Annotated in this window: 12 protein-coding genes; 9 read left to right on the top strand and 3 right to left on the bottom strand. The window is 53.2% G+C overall.

The window, feature by feature from the left end; translation table 11 throughout:
* Positions 1-11: 11 nt before the first annotated feature.
* Complete coding sequence (locus MIH18_RS05320; RefSeq protein WP_249014100.1) at positions 12-1268, bottom strand: glycerophosphodiester phosphodiesterase family protein; 1257 nt, start codon at positions 1266-1268, stop codon at positions 12-14.
* Between the two features lie 301 nt (positions 1269-1569).
* Between MIH18_RS05320 and MIH18_RS05315 the strand changes: the two genes are divergently transcribed.
* From MIH18_RS05315 to MIH18_RS05305, 3 genes are read left to right on the top strand one after another with little or no spacing between them, the layout of a single operon-like run.
* A complete protein-coding gene (locus MIH18_RS05315; RefSeq protein WP_249008251.1) occupies positions 1570-2529 on the top strand; it encodes a TAXI family TRAP transporter solute-binding subunit in 960 nt (319 codons plus the stop codon).
* Positions 2530-2549: 20 nt separating this feature from the next.
* Complete coding sequence (locus MIH18_RS05310) at positions 2550-3107, top strand: DUF1850 domain-containing protein (RefSeq protein ID WP_249014099.1); 558 nt, start codon at positions 2550-2552, stop codon at positions 3105-3107.
* A 26-nt stretch (positions 3108-3133) separates the two neighbouring features.
* Entirely contained in the window at positions 3134-5152 is a 2019-nt protein-coding gene (locus MIH18_RS05305; protein ID WP_249008253.1) for a TRAP transporter permease, read from the top strand.
* A gap of 61 nt (positions 5153-5213) precedes the next feature.
* Here the strand turns inward: MIH18_RS05305 and MIH18_RS05300 are convergent, their stop codons facing one another.
* Complete coding sequence (locus tag MIH18_RS05300; RefSeq protein ID WP_249014098.1) at positions 5214-6206, bottom strand: helix-turn-helix domain-containing protein; 993 nt, start codon at positions 6204-6206, stop codon at positions 5214-5216.
* A gap of 93 nt (positions 6207-6299) precedes the next feature.
* Between MIH18_RS05300 and MIH18_RS05295 the strand changes: the two genes are divergently transcribed.
* Positions 6300-6851, top strand: a complete 552-nt coding sequence (locus tag MIH18_RS05295) for a cysteine hydrolase family protein (protein WP_249014097.1) — start codon at positions 6300-6302, stop codon at positions 6849-6851.
* A gap of 70 nt (positions 6852-6921) precedes the next feature.
* On the opposite strand, the gene MIH18_RS05290 is transcribed toward MIH18_RS05295, so the two are convergent.
* A complete protein-coding gene (locus MIH18_RS05290; protein ID WP_249014096.1) occupies positions 6922-9039 on the bottom strand; it encodes a NosR/NirI family protein in 2118 nt (705 codons plus the stop codon).
* Positions 9040-9381: 342 nt separating this feature from the next.
* On the opposite strand from MIH18_RS05290, the gene MIH18_RS05285 reads away from it, so the two are divergent.
* From MIH18_RS05285 to MIH18_RS05265, 5 genes are all read left to right on the top strand, one after another.
* A complete protein-coding gene (locus MIH18_RS05285; protein ID WP_249008257.1) occupies positions 9382-9717 on the top strand; it encodes a hypothetical protein in 336 nt (111 codons plus the stop codon).
* An 83-nt stretch (positions 9718-9800) separates the two neighbouring features.
* The gene (locus MIH18_RS05280; protein WP_249014095.1) at positions 9801-10397 is read left to right on the top strand and encodes a CBS domain-containing protein; all 597 of its coding nucleotides are present in this window, start codon (positions 9801-9803) and stop codon (positions 10395-10397) included.
* A gap of 278 nt (positions 10398-10675) precedes the next feature.
* Complete coding sequence (locus tag MIH18_RS05275; RefSeq protein ID WP_249014094.1) at positions 10676-11779, top strand: porin; 1104 nt, start codon at positions 10676-10678, stop codon at positions 11777-11779.
* A gap of 244 nt (positions 11780-12023) precedes the next feature.
* Complete coding sequence (gene nosP / locus MIH18_RS05270) at positions 12024-13187, top strand: nitric oxide-sensing protein NosP (protein WP_249014093.1); 1164 nt, start codon at positions 12024-12026, stop codon at positions 13185-13187.
* Positions 13171-15372, top strand: coding sequence for a NahK/ErcS family hybrid sensor histidine kinase/response regulator (locus MIH18_RS05265; protein WP_249014597.1), 2202 nt, complete (start codon positions 13171-13173; stop codon positions 15370-15372). The genes nosP and MIH18_RS05265 overlap by 17 nt, the downstream gene beginning before the upstream one ends.
* Positions 15373-15425: the final 53 nt, after the last annotated feature.

Raw genomic sequence — 15425 nt, 5'->3', positions numbered from 1 at the left:
GCGAGCCGCGCTTAAAGCCCCATACAGTTGGCGTAGTAGGTTGTAGTTGCAGGCCAATCCGAGAAAATCCCGATTACACCCACATCCTGAGCCAGCACATCAATCACTGTGAAGGTGTCACCATCATTGTTAATGGCATCGGTGATGCTTTGATGATACCAGCCACCGCCATTATTGAGCGGCCCGCTGCGCTCCACTGACCAGGCAATCAGATCAAGGCCTGCAGCTTTGGCATTGATTGCGTACTCGGACGGTACGATCTGTTGGTTGTCATCTAAAGTCAGCATTTTCCAAAGTGCGGGTGCCAGAATGGGAACTCCCTGTTGGGCTAAATCTTCCATGTACGCCATTGATACGTTATTTGGCTCGTTCGGTTTCTCATCCAGAAATACGGCTTGGTGACCAAATTCGGGCATCTGATTGACCCAGAAGATAACGTCATCCAGCAGGAAGGACTGTGGCCAAACGTCTTTGGGGCTGACTCCGGCCTTGATGTATTCATTGATCATCTGGCGGGCATAATCTCGTTGTGAATAGCCCCCCCTAAAAGGCATATCAACCACCGGTGTTTTCAGTTCCGGAGTGAACTTAACGCCAAGCTCCTTGAACAGTTCGATACTTTCGCGATGGCTCAACAGGGTGCCCCGAGTTGAATACAGATCCGTACGCCAATCGGCTGTGCCGCCAAGATACGCTTCGGGTGTGGTGGCCTCAGGGTCAAATGCATCCATTTTGCCCCTGAGTGATTTGAATTCAGCCAGTGTAATGTCGCTGGTGCGGCATTCGGCTTGGGCCTGTGTGCCGGTGGCCGGATCGGCGGGCACAAAGGGCTGGGTGCATTTGGCGTTCAACTCCGGCACGGCCACGATGTTGGTGGTGGTGTGCAAATCATTCTGGGCGTGACGGCAGACCAATTCCCGGTCCTTGGTAAAGGCGACGTCGCACTCGATGACACCTGCCCCCATTCTGGCGGCTGCTATATAGGATTCGCGGGTATGTTCAGGAAACTGTAAAGGCGCGCCGCGGTGGGCGATGGAGAAGTCCGACGGTGCCAACAGCTTTGATTCACAAGCCTGCAGCGTGTTCTTTAGTTCGCCGGCATCCATGTCGTTGATCAGATAGTAAGGCCGGGGGCCAAGTTGAACTAACGTTTGGCTGCTTTCGGCGGCTGCGGCTTGGTGTGCGTTAGCCTTGGTATCGGCGGTGCTGCATCCGGATAGCACCGTTAGTGAACCGATGAGCAGGGGCAGGGTAAACGCAAGTTTCATCACAGAGTCCTTTAATTGCTTGGTTGGGCGCCCTCCCAGGCTTGCCCTGTTTTATCACAGTGTAGTGGCCATAAACTTGGGTCACAAGGTGTCGTGGCCCAAGCCATCGTGATCATGATTTCCTTCTCTTTTGAATGAAATGATAGAGCGATCTTTTGTTACAAGACACCAACACCCAAGACGTGATAGTTTCTCCATCGTTGCTTCTACTTACCTGTTAATGGCAAACAGAAGCTGGGGATTTAACACCTCCTTTATCGTCAATCATAATTATAAGTCCAATAGGGCGGAGGAAACGTTCATGCGAATTCTGAAATATGCAGTTGCGGTATCCATGCTGGCTGTTGCGCTACCCTTGAGCGCACAACAACTCTCGATCGCTACCGGCGGCACCGGCGGCGTTTACTATCCTATCGGCGGTGGTTTCGCCGAAATGATCAATAATCATATTGAAGGCGCCAAGGCGACGGCTGAAGTCACCGGCGCGTCGGTTGAAAATATGGGTCTGATTATGCGCGGTGATGCGGATCTTGCGCTTGCACTGGCAGACACGGTCTATCAAGCGTACACCGGCACTGATAACTTTGAAGATCGCCAGATCAAAAATATTCGCGCGCTGGCTTCGGTTTACCCCAATGCCGTGCAGTTGGTGACTCTGGCGGAATCGGATATTAAGTCGATTGCGGATCTGGCAGGTAAGAGGGTGTCAGTGGGCGCACCGGGCAGCGGCACAGAGCTCAATGTGCGGGCATTACTGGAAGCGAATGGCATTAGCTACGACGATTTCGCGCCGCAGCGTCTTAATTTCAATGAAACCGCGGATGCGATTCGTGATGGCGATATCGACGCCGGTTTCTGGAGTGTCGGCCCGCCGACCAGCTCCATTCTTAACCTTGCCGCAACACGCGATATCCGCCTGATTAGCCTCTCCGGTGAAGAAGTCGCCAATGCACAGAAAGAAGTGGCGGTTTTTGCTCCGTATGAGCTGGCAGCAGGCATGTATGACGGTATGGATGAAGCGGTTCAGACCATCGGCATTCCCAATGTGCTCGTTGTTAATGCGGATATGGACGAAGAGTTAGCCTATCAGTTGACGCGATTGCTGTTTGAAAATACGGATGAGCTGATTGCCGTTCACCCCGCGGCGAACGACACCACCGTGAAATTTACTATGGACTCCACACCGGTGCCTCTGCACCCGGGTGCGCTTCGTTACTTCGAAGAAGTAGGCGCTGTTATCCCGGATCGTCTGCGCCCTTAACTGTGAATGGTGAACTAGCTATGCAAAGGCAATGCAGCACTGTTCTGTCACGCTTTGCGTTCGCCAAGCATTTCGGAACGGCTTTGTTGCTGATGTGTTTGCCTCTTGTCGGAGCCGGGGCATCTCCCGCTCCGGCGATTTCGTCTGACCGCCTTCAAGTTGTTACTGAGCAAGGCGAAATGCTGGTCGATATCGCTGTTCTACCAGGAAAGCGCTGGTGCATTGAGTGGAACCACTCGGTGAAAAAATTCGCCGTGCTGGACTGTTATCGAAACGTTGCCGGTGTGATGCAGTTAGAGCGAAGTCATCAGCCCGATTTTGCGGCGGGTTTAGGCCATACGGTAGGGCGGGGTGAGCAAGTCTCTGACGGAGAAGGCGGCTACTGGATCAATGAAATTGACGAACCAGTGGTCAATAACCGATACGTTTTGCGTGTGGGCGCTGATGCGGTGAATCACCGTGTGGTATGGCAGGTAGACGGTCAACGTCGGGAAGTGAGTCTGAGCGACCATGCTTCGGGGCAACGCGTGACTGTTCAACTTGTCAAACCGGCATCGCCTAGCGTGAATTATAAGTAAGCCAGACAACGTCTGACGAGGACTTCATGAACGAATCCAAACAACCGCCGACCACAATGCCGAGGGAAAATGTGATTCAACCCCGCACGGTGTTGTGGGCCATTACTTTGGTGGCGGTGGGTCTTTCCCTGTTTCAACTCTATGCCGCGGGTCTTCAGCCCTTAGGGCTTTTTTATCAGCGCAGCATTCACCTGGCGCTCATTATGGTGCTGGCGTTTTTAATGTTTCCAGCTTTTGGCCCAACCCGCAAACGCGGGGTGATGGGATGGGGCTTGGACGCGATATTTTTAGCCGGTGCCGTACTGACGGGCGGCTATTTAGTACTCAATCTGGACGAGATTTTTAGCCGTGCAGGTTTTTGGAACAGCACCGATATTCTGGTCGGCTGTATTGCCACAGTGACTGTGTTGGAAGCCAGTCGCCGTGCGGTGGGTTTCGGTATGACCGTCATTGGCCTGTTGGCAATTGTATACGCGTTTGCCGGCCCGCGAGGCGAGCTGCCGTGGTTGGGCCAATGGATGCCGGGTATTCTGGAACACCGGGGCTATAACATTGATCGTGTTGCCGGGCAGCTCTATCTTGGGCAAGAGGGCATCTTTGGCTTGCCGCTGGGCGTGGCGGCGACCTATATCTTTATTTTTGTACTGTTTGGAGCCTTCCTGGAATGCACCGGTGCCGGTAAATTCTTTATTGATATGGCCTATGCAGCCACCGGTCGCCAGCGCGGTGGGCCCGCCAAGGCGGCGGTGCTAGCCTCGGCTGGCATGGGGTCTATTTCCGGTAGTGCTATTGCCAATGTGGTCACCACGGGCGCCTTTACCATTCCGCTAATGAAGCGGCTGGGTTATTCGGCCAAACAGGCAGGTGGTATCGAAGCCGCAGCCTCTACCGGCGGGCAGATTATGCCACCGTTGATGGGCGCAGGTGCCTTTTTGATTGCTGAGTACACCAATACGCCGTACTTGGAGATCGTTAAGGTTAGTATCCTGCCCGCGATTATGTATTTCGCCACGGTTTATCTGTTTGTGCACATCATTGCCCTTAAACAGGGTATGCAAGGGCTGCCCAAAGAAGAACTGCCGCAGATGCGTCAGGTAATGAGGGATGGCTGGCACTTCCTGCTTCCGCTGGCGATGCTGGTTTGGCTGCTGGCGATGAGTATGTCGCCGATGCGGGTGGGTTTTTACGCTGTGGTGACAATAGTGGCGGTAGCCGTGTTGCGCTACTCAGTGTGGTTTTTTGTGCTGGCGCCCCGGCAGGGGCAACCGGTGACCGTTATAGCCGTCAAAGATATTATGCGTGCTGGCTTGGCCAAGCTTATAGAAGGCTTAGAGCTAGGTGCGCGCAATGCGGTGGCAGTGTCTATGGCTTGCGCGGTGGCCGGGATTATCGTCGGGGTGGTTGGCCTGACCGGTTTAGGCCTGAAATTCTCCGCCATGATGCTGGCCTTTTCTGGCGGCAACCTTGTTTTAGCCTTGGTGATGGTGTTGTTGGCCAGCTTGGTTCTTGGCATGGGGCTGCCTGTAACGGCCAGCTATATCGTATTGATTGTGCTTGTGGGGCCTGCATTGACGGCTGAGTTCGGTGTGCCACTGCTGGTCGCGCATTTGGTGGTCTTCTGGTACTCCCAAGACTCCAATGTAACGCCGCCAATCGCCTTGGCAGGATTTGCCGGGGCGGCAATTGCAGGCAGTAAACCGATGGAAACGAGCTTCCAGGCGTGGAAGTTTGCCAAGGGGCTTTACTTGATTCCGCTGTTTATGGTTTTTAATCCAGAAATCATCATGGGTGGCCCCGTACTGTTGGTGGCTTGGAACGCAATCATTGCCATTCTTGCATTGGGTGCCTTTGCGGCAGCCTTGGAAGGGTATCTGTTTACCAGGATGTCGTGGCTGCCTCGTCTGGCTATTACTGCGGGAATTTTTGGTGTGTTTTACCCCAGTCTGATGACCGAAATTGCCGGTGTGGTGGTGATGGTGTTTGTTATCTCTGCTAATTGGCTGGCGAGCAAGCGTGAAGCGACGGCGATAGCAGTCAGTGGTTAATCGCTGGTCGGTAATGAGTATGTAAGACAGATTTATTGCCTGAAAAACCCAGACCCGCAAGTTACCGGTCTGGGTTTTTTTGTTTACCGCCTGAATTTTCTTTTTGGCTGCGAGCGAAGCGTTCTCTGTACTGGCTGGGTGTCAGCCCGGTCTGTTTCTGAAACATTCGGCGAAACGCACTGATATCCTCATAGCCAACTTGCCAGGCTATCCGCTCGATGGTTGTTGCGGTGTTTTCCAGTTTTTCCCGTGCTTTATGAACCCGTTGCTGCTGCAGGTATTCCGCCGGTCGCAGCCGTGTGGCTTTTATAAAACGACGGATGAACGTTCGCTCTGTAAGCGTTGCCATCGCCGCCATTTGCGCAATATTTAGTGGCTGGTCATAGGCTCGGTGAATATGATGTTGCACGTGAAGGATGGCCCGGTCGTTGTGGTCCAATACAGGTATGAAGCTGCGGTAGTAGCTTTGCTGGCGCGCGCCGGTATCAACCAGTAAAAAACGGCCCAATGCCTGCACCACCGTTGGTGGCACATAGCGCCCGATCAGGTGCAGCCCAAGGTCCATCCAGGACATTACTCCGCCGGCGGTCACGACGTCTGGATCTGTTAAAAGCAATGCATCGGTGTCCAACTCGATGGTTGGGTATGCACAGCGAAAAGCGCTTTCTAACTGCCAGTGTGTGGTGGCGCGACGCCCTTCCAGCAGGCCGGCTTGCGCCAGAAAAAAAGCACCCGCGCAGGCCGAACTGATCACCACGCCTTGCTTATGCCAAGTAGCCAGTTGGGCGCTGATGACAGGTTGCGGATCAAGATAAGCTTGGCCGTCGAGTATTGGCGGAACAATGACCAGGGTAGGGCGCGCGGCCCCGGGATCCGTCGAAATAACGTGCTCCTGATCCAACTGCCAACGGGTGACGCTGAAGGTAACGTCAGGGGTGCTTTGAAATTCACCAAGAATGCGGTTGGCACTTTGAAACAGGTCTATCAGCCCGTAAACGGCTGAAAGTGCGGTACCGGGCACAACCAGGATTGCGACATTGACGGTTTGCAACATGTCAGTTTTTGCCTTTTTATTGTCAGTATTGCCACCCGCGTAGGCTAACAGGGCACGTTAGTATAAGCAGTATCAATCTAACTGGAGAGACACATGACCAAGACCGCCCTGATTATCGTCGATATGCAAAATGACTACTTTCCTGATGGCAAGTGGACGCTGAACGGCGTTGAAGCGGCTGCTGAAAACGTTGCAAAGGTGCTCGCTGATTTCCGCGAACGCCAGCAACCGGTGATTCACGTTCGCCATGAATTTGCCTCCAGTGACGCTCCGTTTTTTGTGCCGGGCACTGACGGCGCCAACATTCGCGCCAGCCTGGCACCGGCAGACGGTGAATTTCAGGTTCTGAAGCACGAAGTAAACAGCTTCAAAGGCACCGAACTGCAAGCTTTGCTGCAGCGCGAGCAGATTACCAATTTGGTGATTGCGGGTGCGATGAGCCATATTTGCATCGACGCTATTACCCGTGCGGCTGGCGACCTGGGCTACGCCAACGTTGTTTTACACGATGCCTGTGCCACGCGGGAAGCCGAGTTCAACGGCGTTAAGGTGCCGGCGGAGCATGTGCACGCAGCGTTTATGGCCGGCTTGGCATTTGCTTACGCTGAGGTCATTACCACAGATGCGTTTTTGACACGGGCGTAGTGTGAGCTGTACCCGTAGATCATCACAAGGCTGTGAAAATTACTCATAGCATTCAGGCCTCCCCGGCTTGTTAAGGATTGCCAGCGTCGGTGGCCAGTATGTTGGCCTGGCGCTGGCTTTTTTTATTCTGCAGGCGCTTGTCTACGCACTGTTCGTCGTCGTTGAGTATCACCACGCATTCCAGGCATTGAATGCATTCGTCGTAATCAATTCTTCCGTCTTTGCGAATGGCGTTAATGCCGCAGGCGTTCTTGCAATGCTGGCAAGGGGTGCCACACAACTCCACCCGGTCCAGCCAGCTGAACAGCCTTAGCCGGCCGATGATCGCCAATCCGGCGCCCAGTGGGCACAGGTAGCGGCAATAAAACTTGTTGATAAACATCCCGATCACCAGCAATCCGACGGCGTAAAGCACAAACGACCAGTGACGTACAAAAAGCAGGGTGATGCTGGTTTTAAAGGGTTCCACTTCGACCAGCTTTTCCGTCAGCGTAAGAGAGTAAAAAGCCGTGCCCACCAAGCCGATCAGAATCGGGTACTTGATAAGAATCAGGCGACGATGCCATCGCTCTGGCACTTTGATCTGGCGCAGGCGAAGCTTTGCGCCCAGCCAGGCGGCCATCTCCTGAAGTGCGCCAAACGGGCACAACCAACCACAAAACAGGCCGCGGCCCCAGATGAACAGGCTGATAAAGGTATACACCCATAGAATGAAAATAACGGGGTCGAGTAAAAACACATTGAGAGAAAAACCATCCCAGATCGCCAGAAAAAGCGTGTAGATATTAACCACCGACAGCTGGCCCTGAGCGAAAAAGCCAATGTAAAAAAGGGTAAAAAACAGAAACCCCCAGCGAAACCGGTGTACCAGTTTTGGGTGGCGGCTTAGTGTTTTTTGGCGGGCAAAAAAAACCGTCAATACCGTGAGAGCTGTTAGCAAAATGGCGATTTGCCACCAGCGCTGCTTCCAAAGACCAATCCATATAGGCTCGCGTTCATCCATAAACGACGGACCAGGTTCTACCGTTTCAAACAAATCCACGTTGAAGCGAACAGGCACGTCCATAATGGTGCTATCTCGCACCAGATGGTTACGGGCAAGTTCGATGTGAAAATTCAACGTGACATCGGCACCGGGACTAAAGCCAGCGCTTCCGCCTATGCGGAAGAAATTGTGGGCTGCCAGATCGGGCATGCCGGCGGCCTGCAGCTCCAGGCCCTGGCCGGATAGGTTCAAGTCGCGCATTTCCACGGCCAGCCCATTCTGACTCAGGCTAAGCCGCTCTGGATTGCTGCCGGGTATAAAGCTTTCGGATACGTGGGGAAAGGCTCCGCCGGACAGCACCAGCATTACTTGCGCGCCCGGGGCTATATAAGCCATTAGCTTTTGATAGCCTTGGTCTCCCAACAGGTTGCGGCCTACCATAGGGGCGTTGATATAGCCGAAGAACAGTTCGGTGAAGGGGCTGTCGTCAGTCCCTTCAAAACCCTGGGGATAGTCCGTAAGTGGGTGGCCGAACTCAGATTCAATGGCATCACGGCTTAGCTTCCAATAGCCAATGTAGCCCCGCTTGAGCAGCTGTTGCCAGCTGAGCCTTTCAAAAAAGTCTGGTTTTGCCCGTGTTTGTGCGGTCTGCACAAAACCCGCCAGTTTGTTGCGGGCCACTTTTAAAGCCGATGAAATTAAGGTGTCATTGATAATAAGAACGGAAACAGTGGCTTTGCTGACACCGTCAAAATACACCGTATTTCCGTCACTGGTTCGCCCCGGCCGGCCGGTATTGGATGTGTTTATAATGATCTGTTCCCGTAGTGACTGCCCTTTGTATTGATTAACAAAGTCGAACAGCGGTTCTTCTCCCAGGCCGTGCAAAAACACCGGTTCGTGATGATTCAATACTTTTACGCCGGTAAAGCGGCCACGGGTGTCCATGCCAACCAGCATGCTGATGGGTTGTCCGGCGAATCCCTGAAGCGGGCTTAAATCAGTCGACTTGTAGGCATAGCCCAGCAGTTCTTGCAGCTGGTAAACGGGATACACCGGAAAGTCTGCTAACTTATCTTCAATAACCGTTGCCGACGGAAACAGTTCCTGTATCAGCGCCTTTTTGTCTTCAGAGAGTTCGGCCTGAGTCACGGAAAAACTGGCAAAGAAGAAAATAAAAAGGAGCGTGATGCGCCCGATCATGGGTGACTCCTATTATTTTTTTGGTCGTACACCCTATATTATTGGATTTAGGTTTTGGCTCAATGCGACCTCAGAGCCAGCCGTCTGCTACTTTAAGGCTAGTTTTTTAAAAAAAGAGGTGCTGATTAGTCCAGCCGAGTGTCTTTTGGCTAATGCTGTTCCCAGCACCGCAGACCCCGTCCGGATGAGGCGCCGCGAAACGGGTTGAGAATCCGAAAGCAGTGGGTGTCAATGTCGGCTTGATAGATTGCGTGCTTTTCCATTAGCCAGCTTTTATTGTTATCCTTAGTTGGCGTTATTATAGACATTAACCCAGACGTTGGTTAAGCAGTTAACGGTGAAATGATGACCAGTCGCCCCGAACAAAAAATCAGTTTAACAGGCAATTTTGTAGCATTGCTTGGATTGATTTTTGTTGTCTGGACATTGGTATCCGTTGCCCTTCCAGAACAGGGCAAACCGGCCGCAACCAACATTACGCTGGGCGACTGGCAGGGAACGGCGGAATCAACCGAGGGAGCATCTTCTCCTGGGGATGCGATACCACAGCCTCCCACTATCGGCTTTCCGTCTCTGGCACTCACTTCCCATGCCCTGTACCTGTTGGCTTTTGAAAGGCCTCCTGCACGACTTCTCAGTTACCCCGGCCAGTCACAGGCGCCGCCCTCACTGCTTTAGACATTTGCGAATGCAGGATTTTACTTGCCTATATTCGAGCAAGTTGTGTCTGACAAAATGAGCTTTAGCAAAGAGGAAACACCATGAGCAATCAATTGCATTTTATGGCTGATCAACCGGTCAGTGACCGCTATCGGCTTGCGTCCCGGGCGCAAAATACACTTGCCCACGACGATCTCGCAACAGAATTGTTGAAAGACTTTAACCGGCAGAACCCGCTAACCGTCCGCTCATCAGAGGATATCCACGCGATCGGGAAAAAGCTGGAGCTTTCCAGAGAAACCATGTGCGTGGTTATTAACCGAAAGGATGATGTGATCGGAATGCTGCACATGAAGGATTTGATCGGGTCCTTACCCATGAGCCTCGCCAGCCAGCGTAGAAGTTCCATTGCTGACCTGGTGGCACAGGATGTTATGCGACCGGTTTGGAGCCTGCCAACGATTGGTTTCAGTAAGCTGCAAAGCCAGACCGTTGATGACTTACTGTCCATTTTCAGAGAGCTGCGTTCGGACTACCTTCTGGTAACAGAAACGGTTGCCGGTGAAGAAGGTAACGTTGTTCGCGGGCTCTTGTCTGCTGACGAACTCAGCCGGCGCCTTGGTGTGCAGGTGAACGCCGAATCTCGCCCTGAGTCATTTTCTGACATCGTTCATGCTGTTCGGAAAACCATGGGGTAAAACGCCCCATGGCGGTGAAAGTCGCGACAGACTTATTTAACCGCTTGTTGCCCCTTCGGGGGCTTTTTTTGTTTTGGCGTTCGTGTGCAGTGGTCGAAATGCTCTTATCCCAAAGTTCAGATTTCTAAGCCCTCCCAAATAAGTATGAAACCGGCTCCCCCGGCGGATACCTCGGTTATCTACGTTCGCCGATTATGGAGTTCAGGCGAAAGATCTCGCTTGCGGCGCCGTTAAATCAGCGCCTCGTTCTGAATGTCCAAACATACCCCGGGGGAATTATGAACAATAATAAAATCAGACGGTCAGGCCTGGTCATTGCGATGGCGGCTGCAATGGGAGCCAGTGCGGCGGCGAATGCGGCGGTAGAGCTGTATAACGAAGACGGCACTTCTTTTTCTGTTGATGGTTATTTCAACGCCTTTTACGTAAATCGTGACGACAACGTAAACAATACCCGCGACTCCCGCGTGAAAATGGGTTTCTTGCCCAACACCATCGGTTTTAATTTCGGCAAAAAAATGGGTGATCTGACCCTGGGCGGTCGTTCCTCATTCTGGACGTCGATCAACGACAGCCTGGATTCAGGAATCGATACTGCTATTGATGTGCGCCAGTTTTACGCCACCGTTGACGGCGATTTTGGTCAGGTGCTAATGGGTAAAGATTTTGGTCTGTACGCCCGCTCTAATATTTTCCTTGATGAAATCCTGATGGGCTTCGGCTCCCCAGGTACTGCGGGAGGTGTGTCATTCGGCAATATTCGCGCCGGCTATCCGTACCCGACACCGTCAGCCCAGATAACCTATCGCGCGCCGGAAATGTCCGGTTTCAATATTGCTGTTGGTGTTCTGGATCCTGCAGACACGGTGACCGGCACTGCAGCTGATGAGAACGCCGCACCGCGGTTCGAATCTGAGGTGACTTACGCCACCACTTTGAGCAACGTAGCGCTTACTGGCTGGGTGAATGGCCGTTATCAATCTGCGGAAAATGGTAGCAGCACCGTTGACAGTACTGGCGTTGGCTACGGCCTTAAGGCAGCGCTTGCAGGGCTGACTCTGGGGGCGTCTGGCTTTACTTCAAAGGGCGACGATCCGGTGTTGATTGGCAATACTGCGGTGACCGAAGACGACGCCGATGGCTTTTTGGTGCAGGGCGCCTACGCCTTTGGTGCGAACCGGTTGGTGTTGTCTTACGGTGAGACGGATTCCGAAATCCGAAGCTTTGAAACCGAGAGTACTACCTTCGGTTTCTTCCACGATGTGAACAGCAATTTCAAGCTGGTGGCAGAATACAACATGTTTGAAGAGCGGAATCGCACGACCGGTGCCACCACCACCGACGCGGACACCATCGCCCTTGGCGCGGTTGTCACCTTCTAAAAACGCCTCACCAGAAGCGGTGGAGCCATGGCTCTGCCGCCTTGCTTGGGTTGCTGGCTAGAACTAAAGTGCTGGTTTTCTGATGGGTGCATCGACCTTGCCGTTCGACATTGATAAAGGAGTTTTCTAATCAATGACCTACGAACATTTTGGTGCTCCTATAAAAAGCACTGAAGTTGCATTGGCGAACCGGCCGCAGTCCGTAGAATTATTAGGACGTTCTTTTTCTGCGGAATTGTCCCCTATGCAGCCAGTAACGACTCTGCCCGCTGTTCGTGTTGCCAGTACCTGCCTTCGCGAGCCGGCTCTGGCGGCGAACAGTCTTGCCAGCCAGCTCAGCCACTCACACCTGGGATGCGTTCTGTTTTTCTGTTCTGCAGAGTACGACCTAGAGAAGCTTGGGCCGGCTTTGCAGAAGGTGTTTCCGAATATTCTTCTGTCAGGTTGTACCTCGGCAGGTGAAATTACCACTCGTGGTTACGATCGGGGGTGTATCACAGCCATTGGTTTCGATAGCCGTTTCTTCTCGATCGACTGCGCGCTGATTCGCGAAATGGACCGGTTTTCGCTCCTTGATGCTCAAAACGTTATTGATGGCCTGCTAACGAACTGTCGTAACGCGCGTCTGGCACCCATCAAAGGCAATACGTTTGCCATCACCTTATTGGACGGGCTTTCAAGCCGTGAAGAGTTGGTGCTTGCCACGCTTAATGCAGCACTCGGCAGCATTCCGCAATTCGGTGGATCGGCAGGCGATGACGAGCGCCTCTCCAACACTCATGTATTTTACGACGGCCGCTTTCATGCTGGCGCTGCCACGGTGATGTTGGTAAACACGCCTTTAGACTTCCGGGTATTTTCCAGTCATCACATGAAAGAAGGACAGGAAAAGCTGGTGGTCACCCGTGCCTGTTCAGACAGCAGAACGGTGTATGAACTAAACGCCGAGCCTGCCGCAGATGCCTACGCCCGAGCGGTTGGCGTTGCTACCAGCGAGCTAGACCGCACCGTATTCGCGCTGCGGCCGTTGGGCGTCAAAGTTGGCGGTCACTATTTTGTGCGCTCCATTCAATGCGTTAATCCTGATAAAAGCCTGACGTTTTATTGCGCAGTCGAGACCGGGATTGTGATGACGTCTATGGAGCCGCAGTCGCTGCTAGACAGCGTGCGCGAACAGCTTGAAATCTCTGAAAACATTGTTGGGCCGCCATTAATCACCATCGGCTGCGATTGTTTTCTACGCCGTCTTGAAGCCGAAGTAACCGGTAAGGCTGAAGCGGTGTCGGCGTTTTTACGGCAACACAAGGTGGTTGGTTTTAACAGCTACGGCGAGCAGTTTAACGGTATGCACATTAACCAGACATTTACGGGGGTGGTGATTGGCCAGCCTGATGCCGGTTCCTTGTAACGATCAGGCGCACCCGAACACGGCGCTGATTCGACGTATTGATCTGCTGGAAGCTGAAAATGAGCGCCTGCGCAAAATTCGCGATGCGCTGATTGTTAGGGTGGAATCTGGAACGGCCCAAAAACCTGAACCTTACGCTGCGTTTGAGCACTCGGTGGTGCTGGCGGAACAAGTGCGTGAACGCACAGAAGCGTTGAATGACGCGATGGACGAGCTCCGTAACAGCAATAAGGCGCTGAACCGCGCTCGCGAGGAAGCGGAAACAACCCGTCAACGTCTTAGCGACGCCATTGAGAGCATCGCGGATGGTTTTGTGTTGTTTGACCATCACCATCTGCTGGTTCAGAGCAACAGTCGCTTCCGCAGTTACTGGCGCCATGCCGGCGTTGCCATGCCCACTGCGGGCACCAGTATCGAAACTGTTCGGGAGCTGGCATTCGCGTCGGGTTTGATTGTGGAGGAACACCGCGAGCCTGATTCAGAGGGCGTTGTGTTTTTGCTGTCCAATGACCGATGGGTGCAAATGACCGAAAGACCCACCCGAGAGGGCGGTCGGGTAGTTCTGTATTCCGATATCACCGATGTGAAAAACAGCGAAATGGCGCGACGAATTAAAGCGCTTGAAGAGAGCGAACGCTGGATTCGCGTGGTGACCGACCATGTGCCGGCGTTGATTGCCTATGTGGGCGCTGACTTGACCATTCAGTTCTGTAACCAGGTTTACGAAGCTTGGTATGGACGCAACGGCGAGTCGCCTCTGGGCAAGCGCCTTGACCACGTGCATTCCGACGAGTTCTATCAGCGTCTGCTACCGCAGATGTTAGAGGTGCTGGCGGGTCATAATGTTAACTTCGAATTTGAAGAAACCGGTGAGGAAGGCCAAGTCCGGCATATGCTGCGTTCTTACGTGCCGAACTTTGACGAACAAGGCGATGTTGTCGGCTTTTTTGTGCTCATTCGCGATATTACCGAACGTCGTAAAACGGCACTTGCCCTAGAGCAGGCCTATGATGATCTTGAGTGCCGCATCAAGGAGCGCACGTCGGCTCTGACCGAGGCGAAGCAGGAAGCGGAACAGGCTAACCTGTCAAAAACCAAATTTTTGGCCGCTGTCAGCCATGATTTACTGCAACCCCTGAATGCCGCCAGGCTGTTCACCAGTGCCTTATTAGAGCAATCGTTTGGCCCGAGAGCCGAGGGCCTGGTGCGCTCGGTCAGCACCTCTTTGGATGACGTGGAAAGTCTGCTGGGTACTTTGGTGGATATTTCCAAGCTGGATGCCGGCGTGATCAAGCCAGACGTAACCGCGTTTGATCTGCGTGATTTGTTGAATAATATCGCCCGTGAATGCCAGCAAATGGCCATTGCTGTAGATCTTATTCTAGATTTTGTGCCGTCTTCGGCCGTTGTGGAGTCCGACTCCCAGCTATTGGCCCGCATTCTGCGAAATTTTCTGACCAACGCTATTCGCTACACCAGCAGTGGCCGAATTTTGCTTGGCTGCAGGCGGCAAGCGGGGCACGTGCTGGTGCAAGTTTGGGACACTGGGCCAGGCATTCCGCACGATAAACTCGGCGAAATTTTCCAGGAATTCAAACGAATTCGCCCGGAGGGATCACGCCCCGACAAAGGGTTGGGCCTGGGCCTGGCCATTGTGGATAAAATTGCGCGGATGTTAGACCACGACATTACGGTGTCGTCGGTGGAAGGCAAAGGTTCGGTGTTCAGTGTGCGCGTACCTTTGGGGCAATTGCAGCCGAGGTGTACAACCACTGAAGTGCAGCACGTGGCAGCCCGACATGGCATGGAAGGCGCTAGGATTTGGGTCATCGATAACGATCGCGCTATCTGCGACGGCATGAAAACTCTGTTGGAAGGCTGGGATTGCCGGGTAACCTGCGCCATTTCACTGGCAGATCTGGAGCGCCAGCTTGATCCGGTGACCAGCCCGGTGGACCTGATACTGGCGGACTATCACCTTGATAACGACGAAACCGGAGTGGATGTGGTGGCGAGCGTTAATAGTCGACGACATGACCCGGCTCCGGTGGTGATGATTACTGCCAACTACACGAACGAACTGAAGCAGCAAATCCGTGACTTGGGTTACGTGCTGATGAACAAGCCGGTCAAGCCATTGAAACTTAGAAATACGCTAAACCATCTGATTGGCGGGCCAGAGTGAATGCAGCGCTGAAATCACCACGCAAACGGGGCGGTGCGCGCTCTGTAAGGCGG

Origin of the sequence: Marinobacter sp. M3C (genome assembly GCF_023311895.1) — a bacterium.
Classification (GTDB): domain Bacteria; phylum Pseudomonadota; class Gammaproteobacteria; order Pseudomonadales; family Oleiphilaceae; genus Marinobacter.
This window is presented reverse-complemented; position numbering and strand designations above follow the sequence as displayed.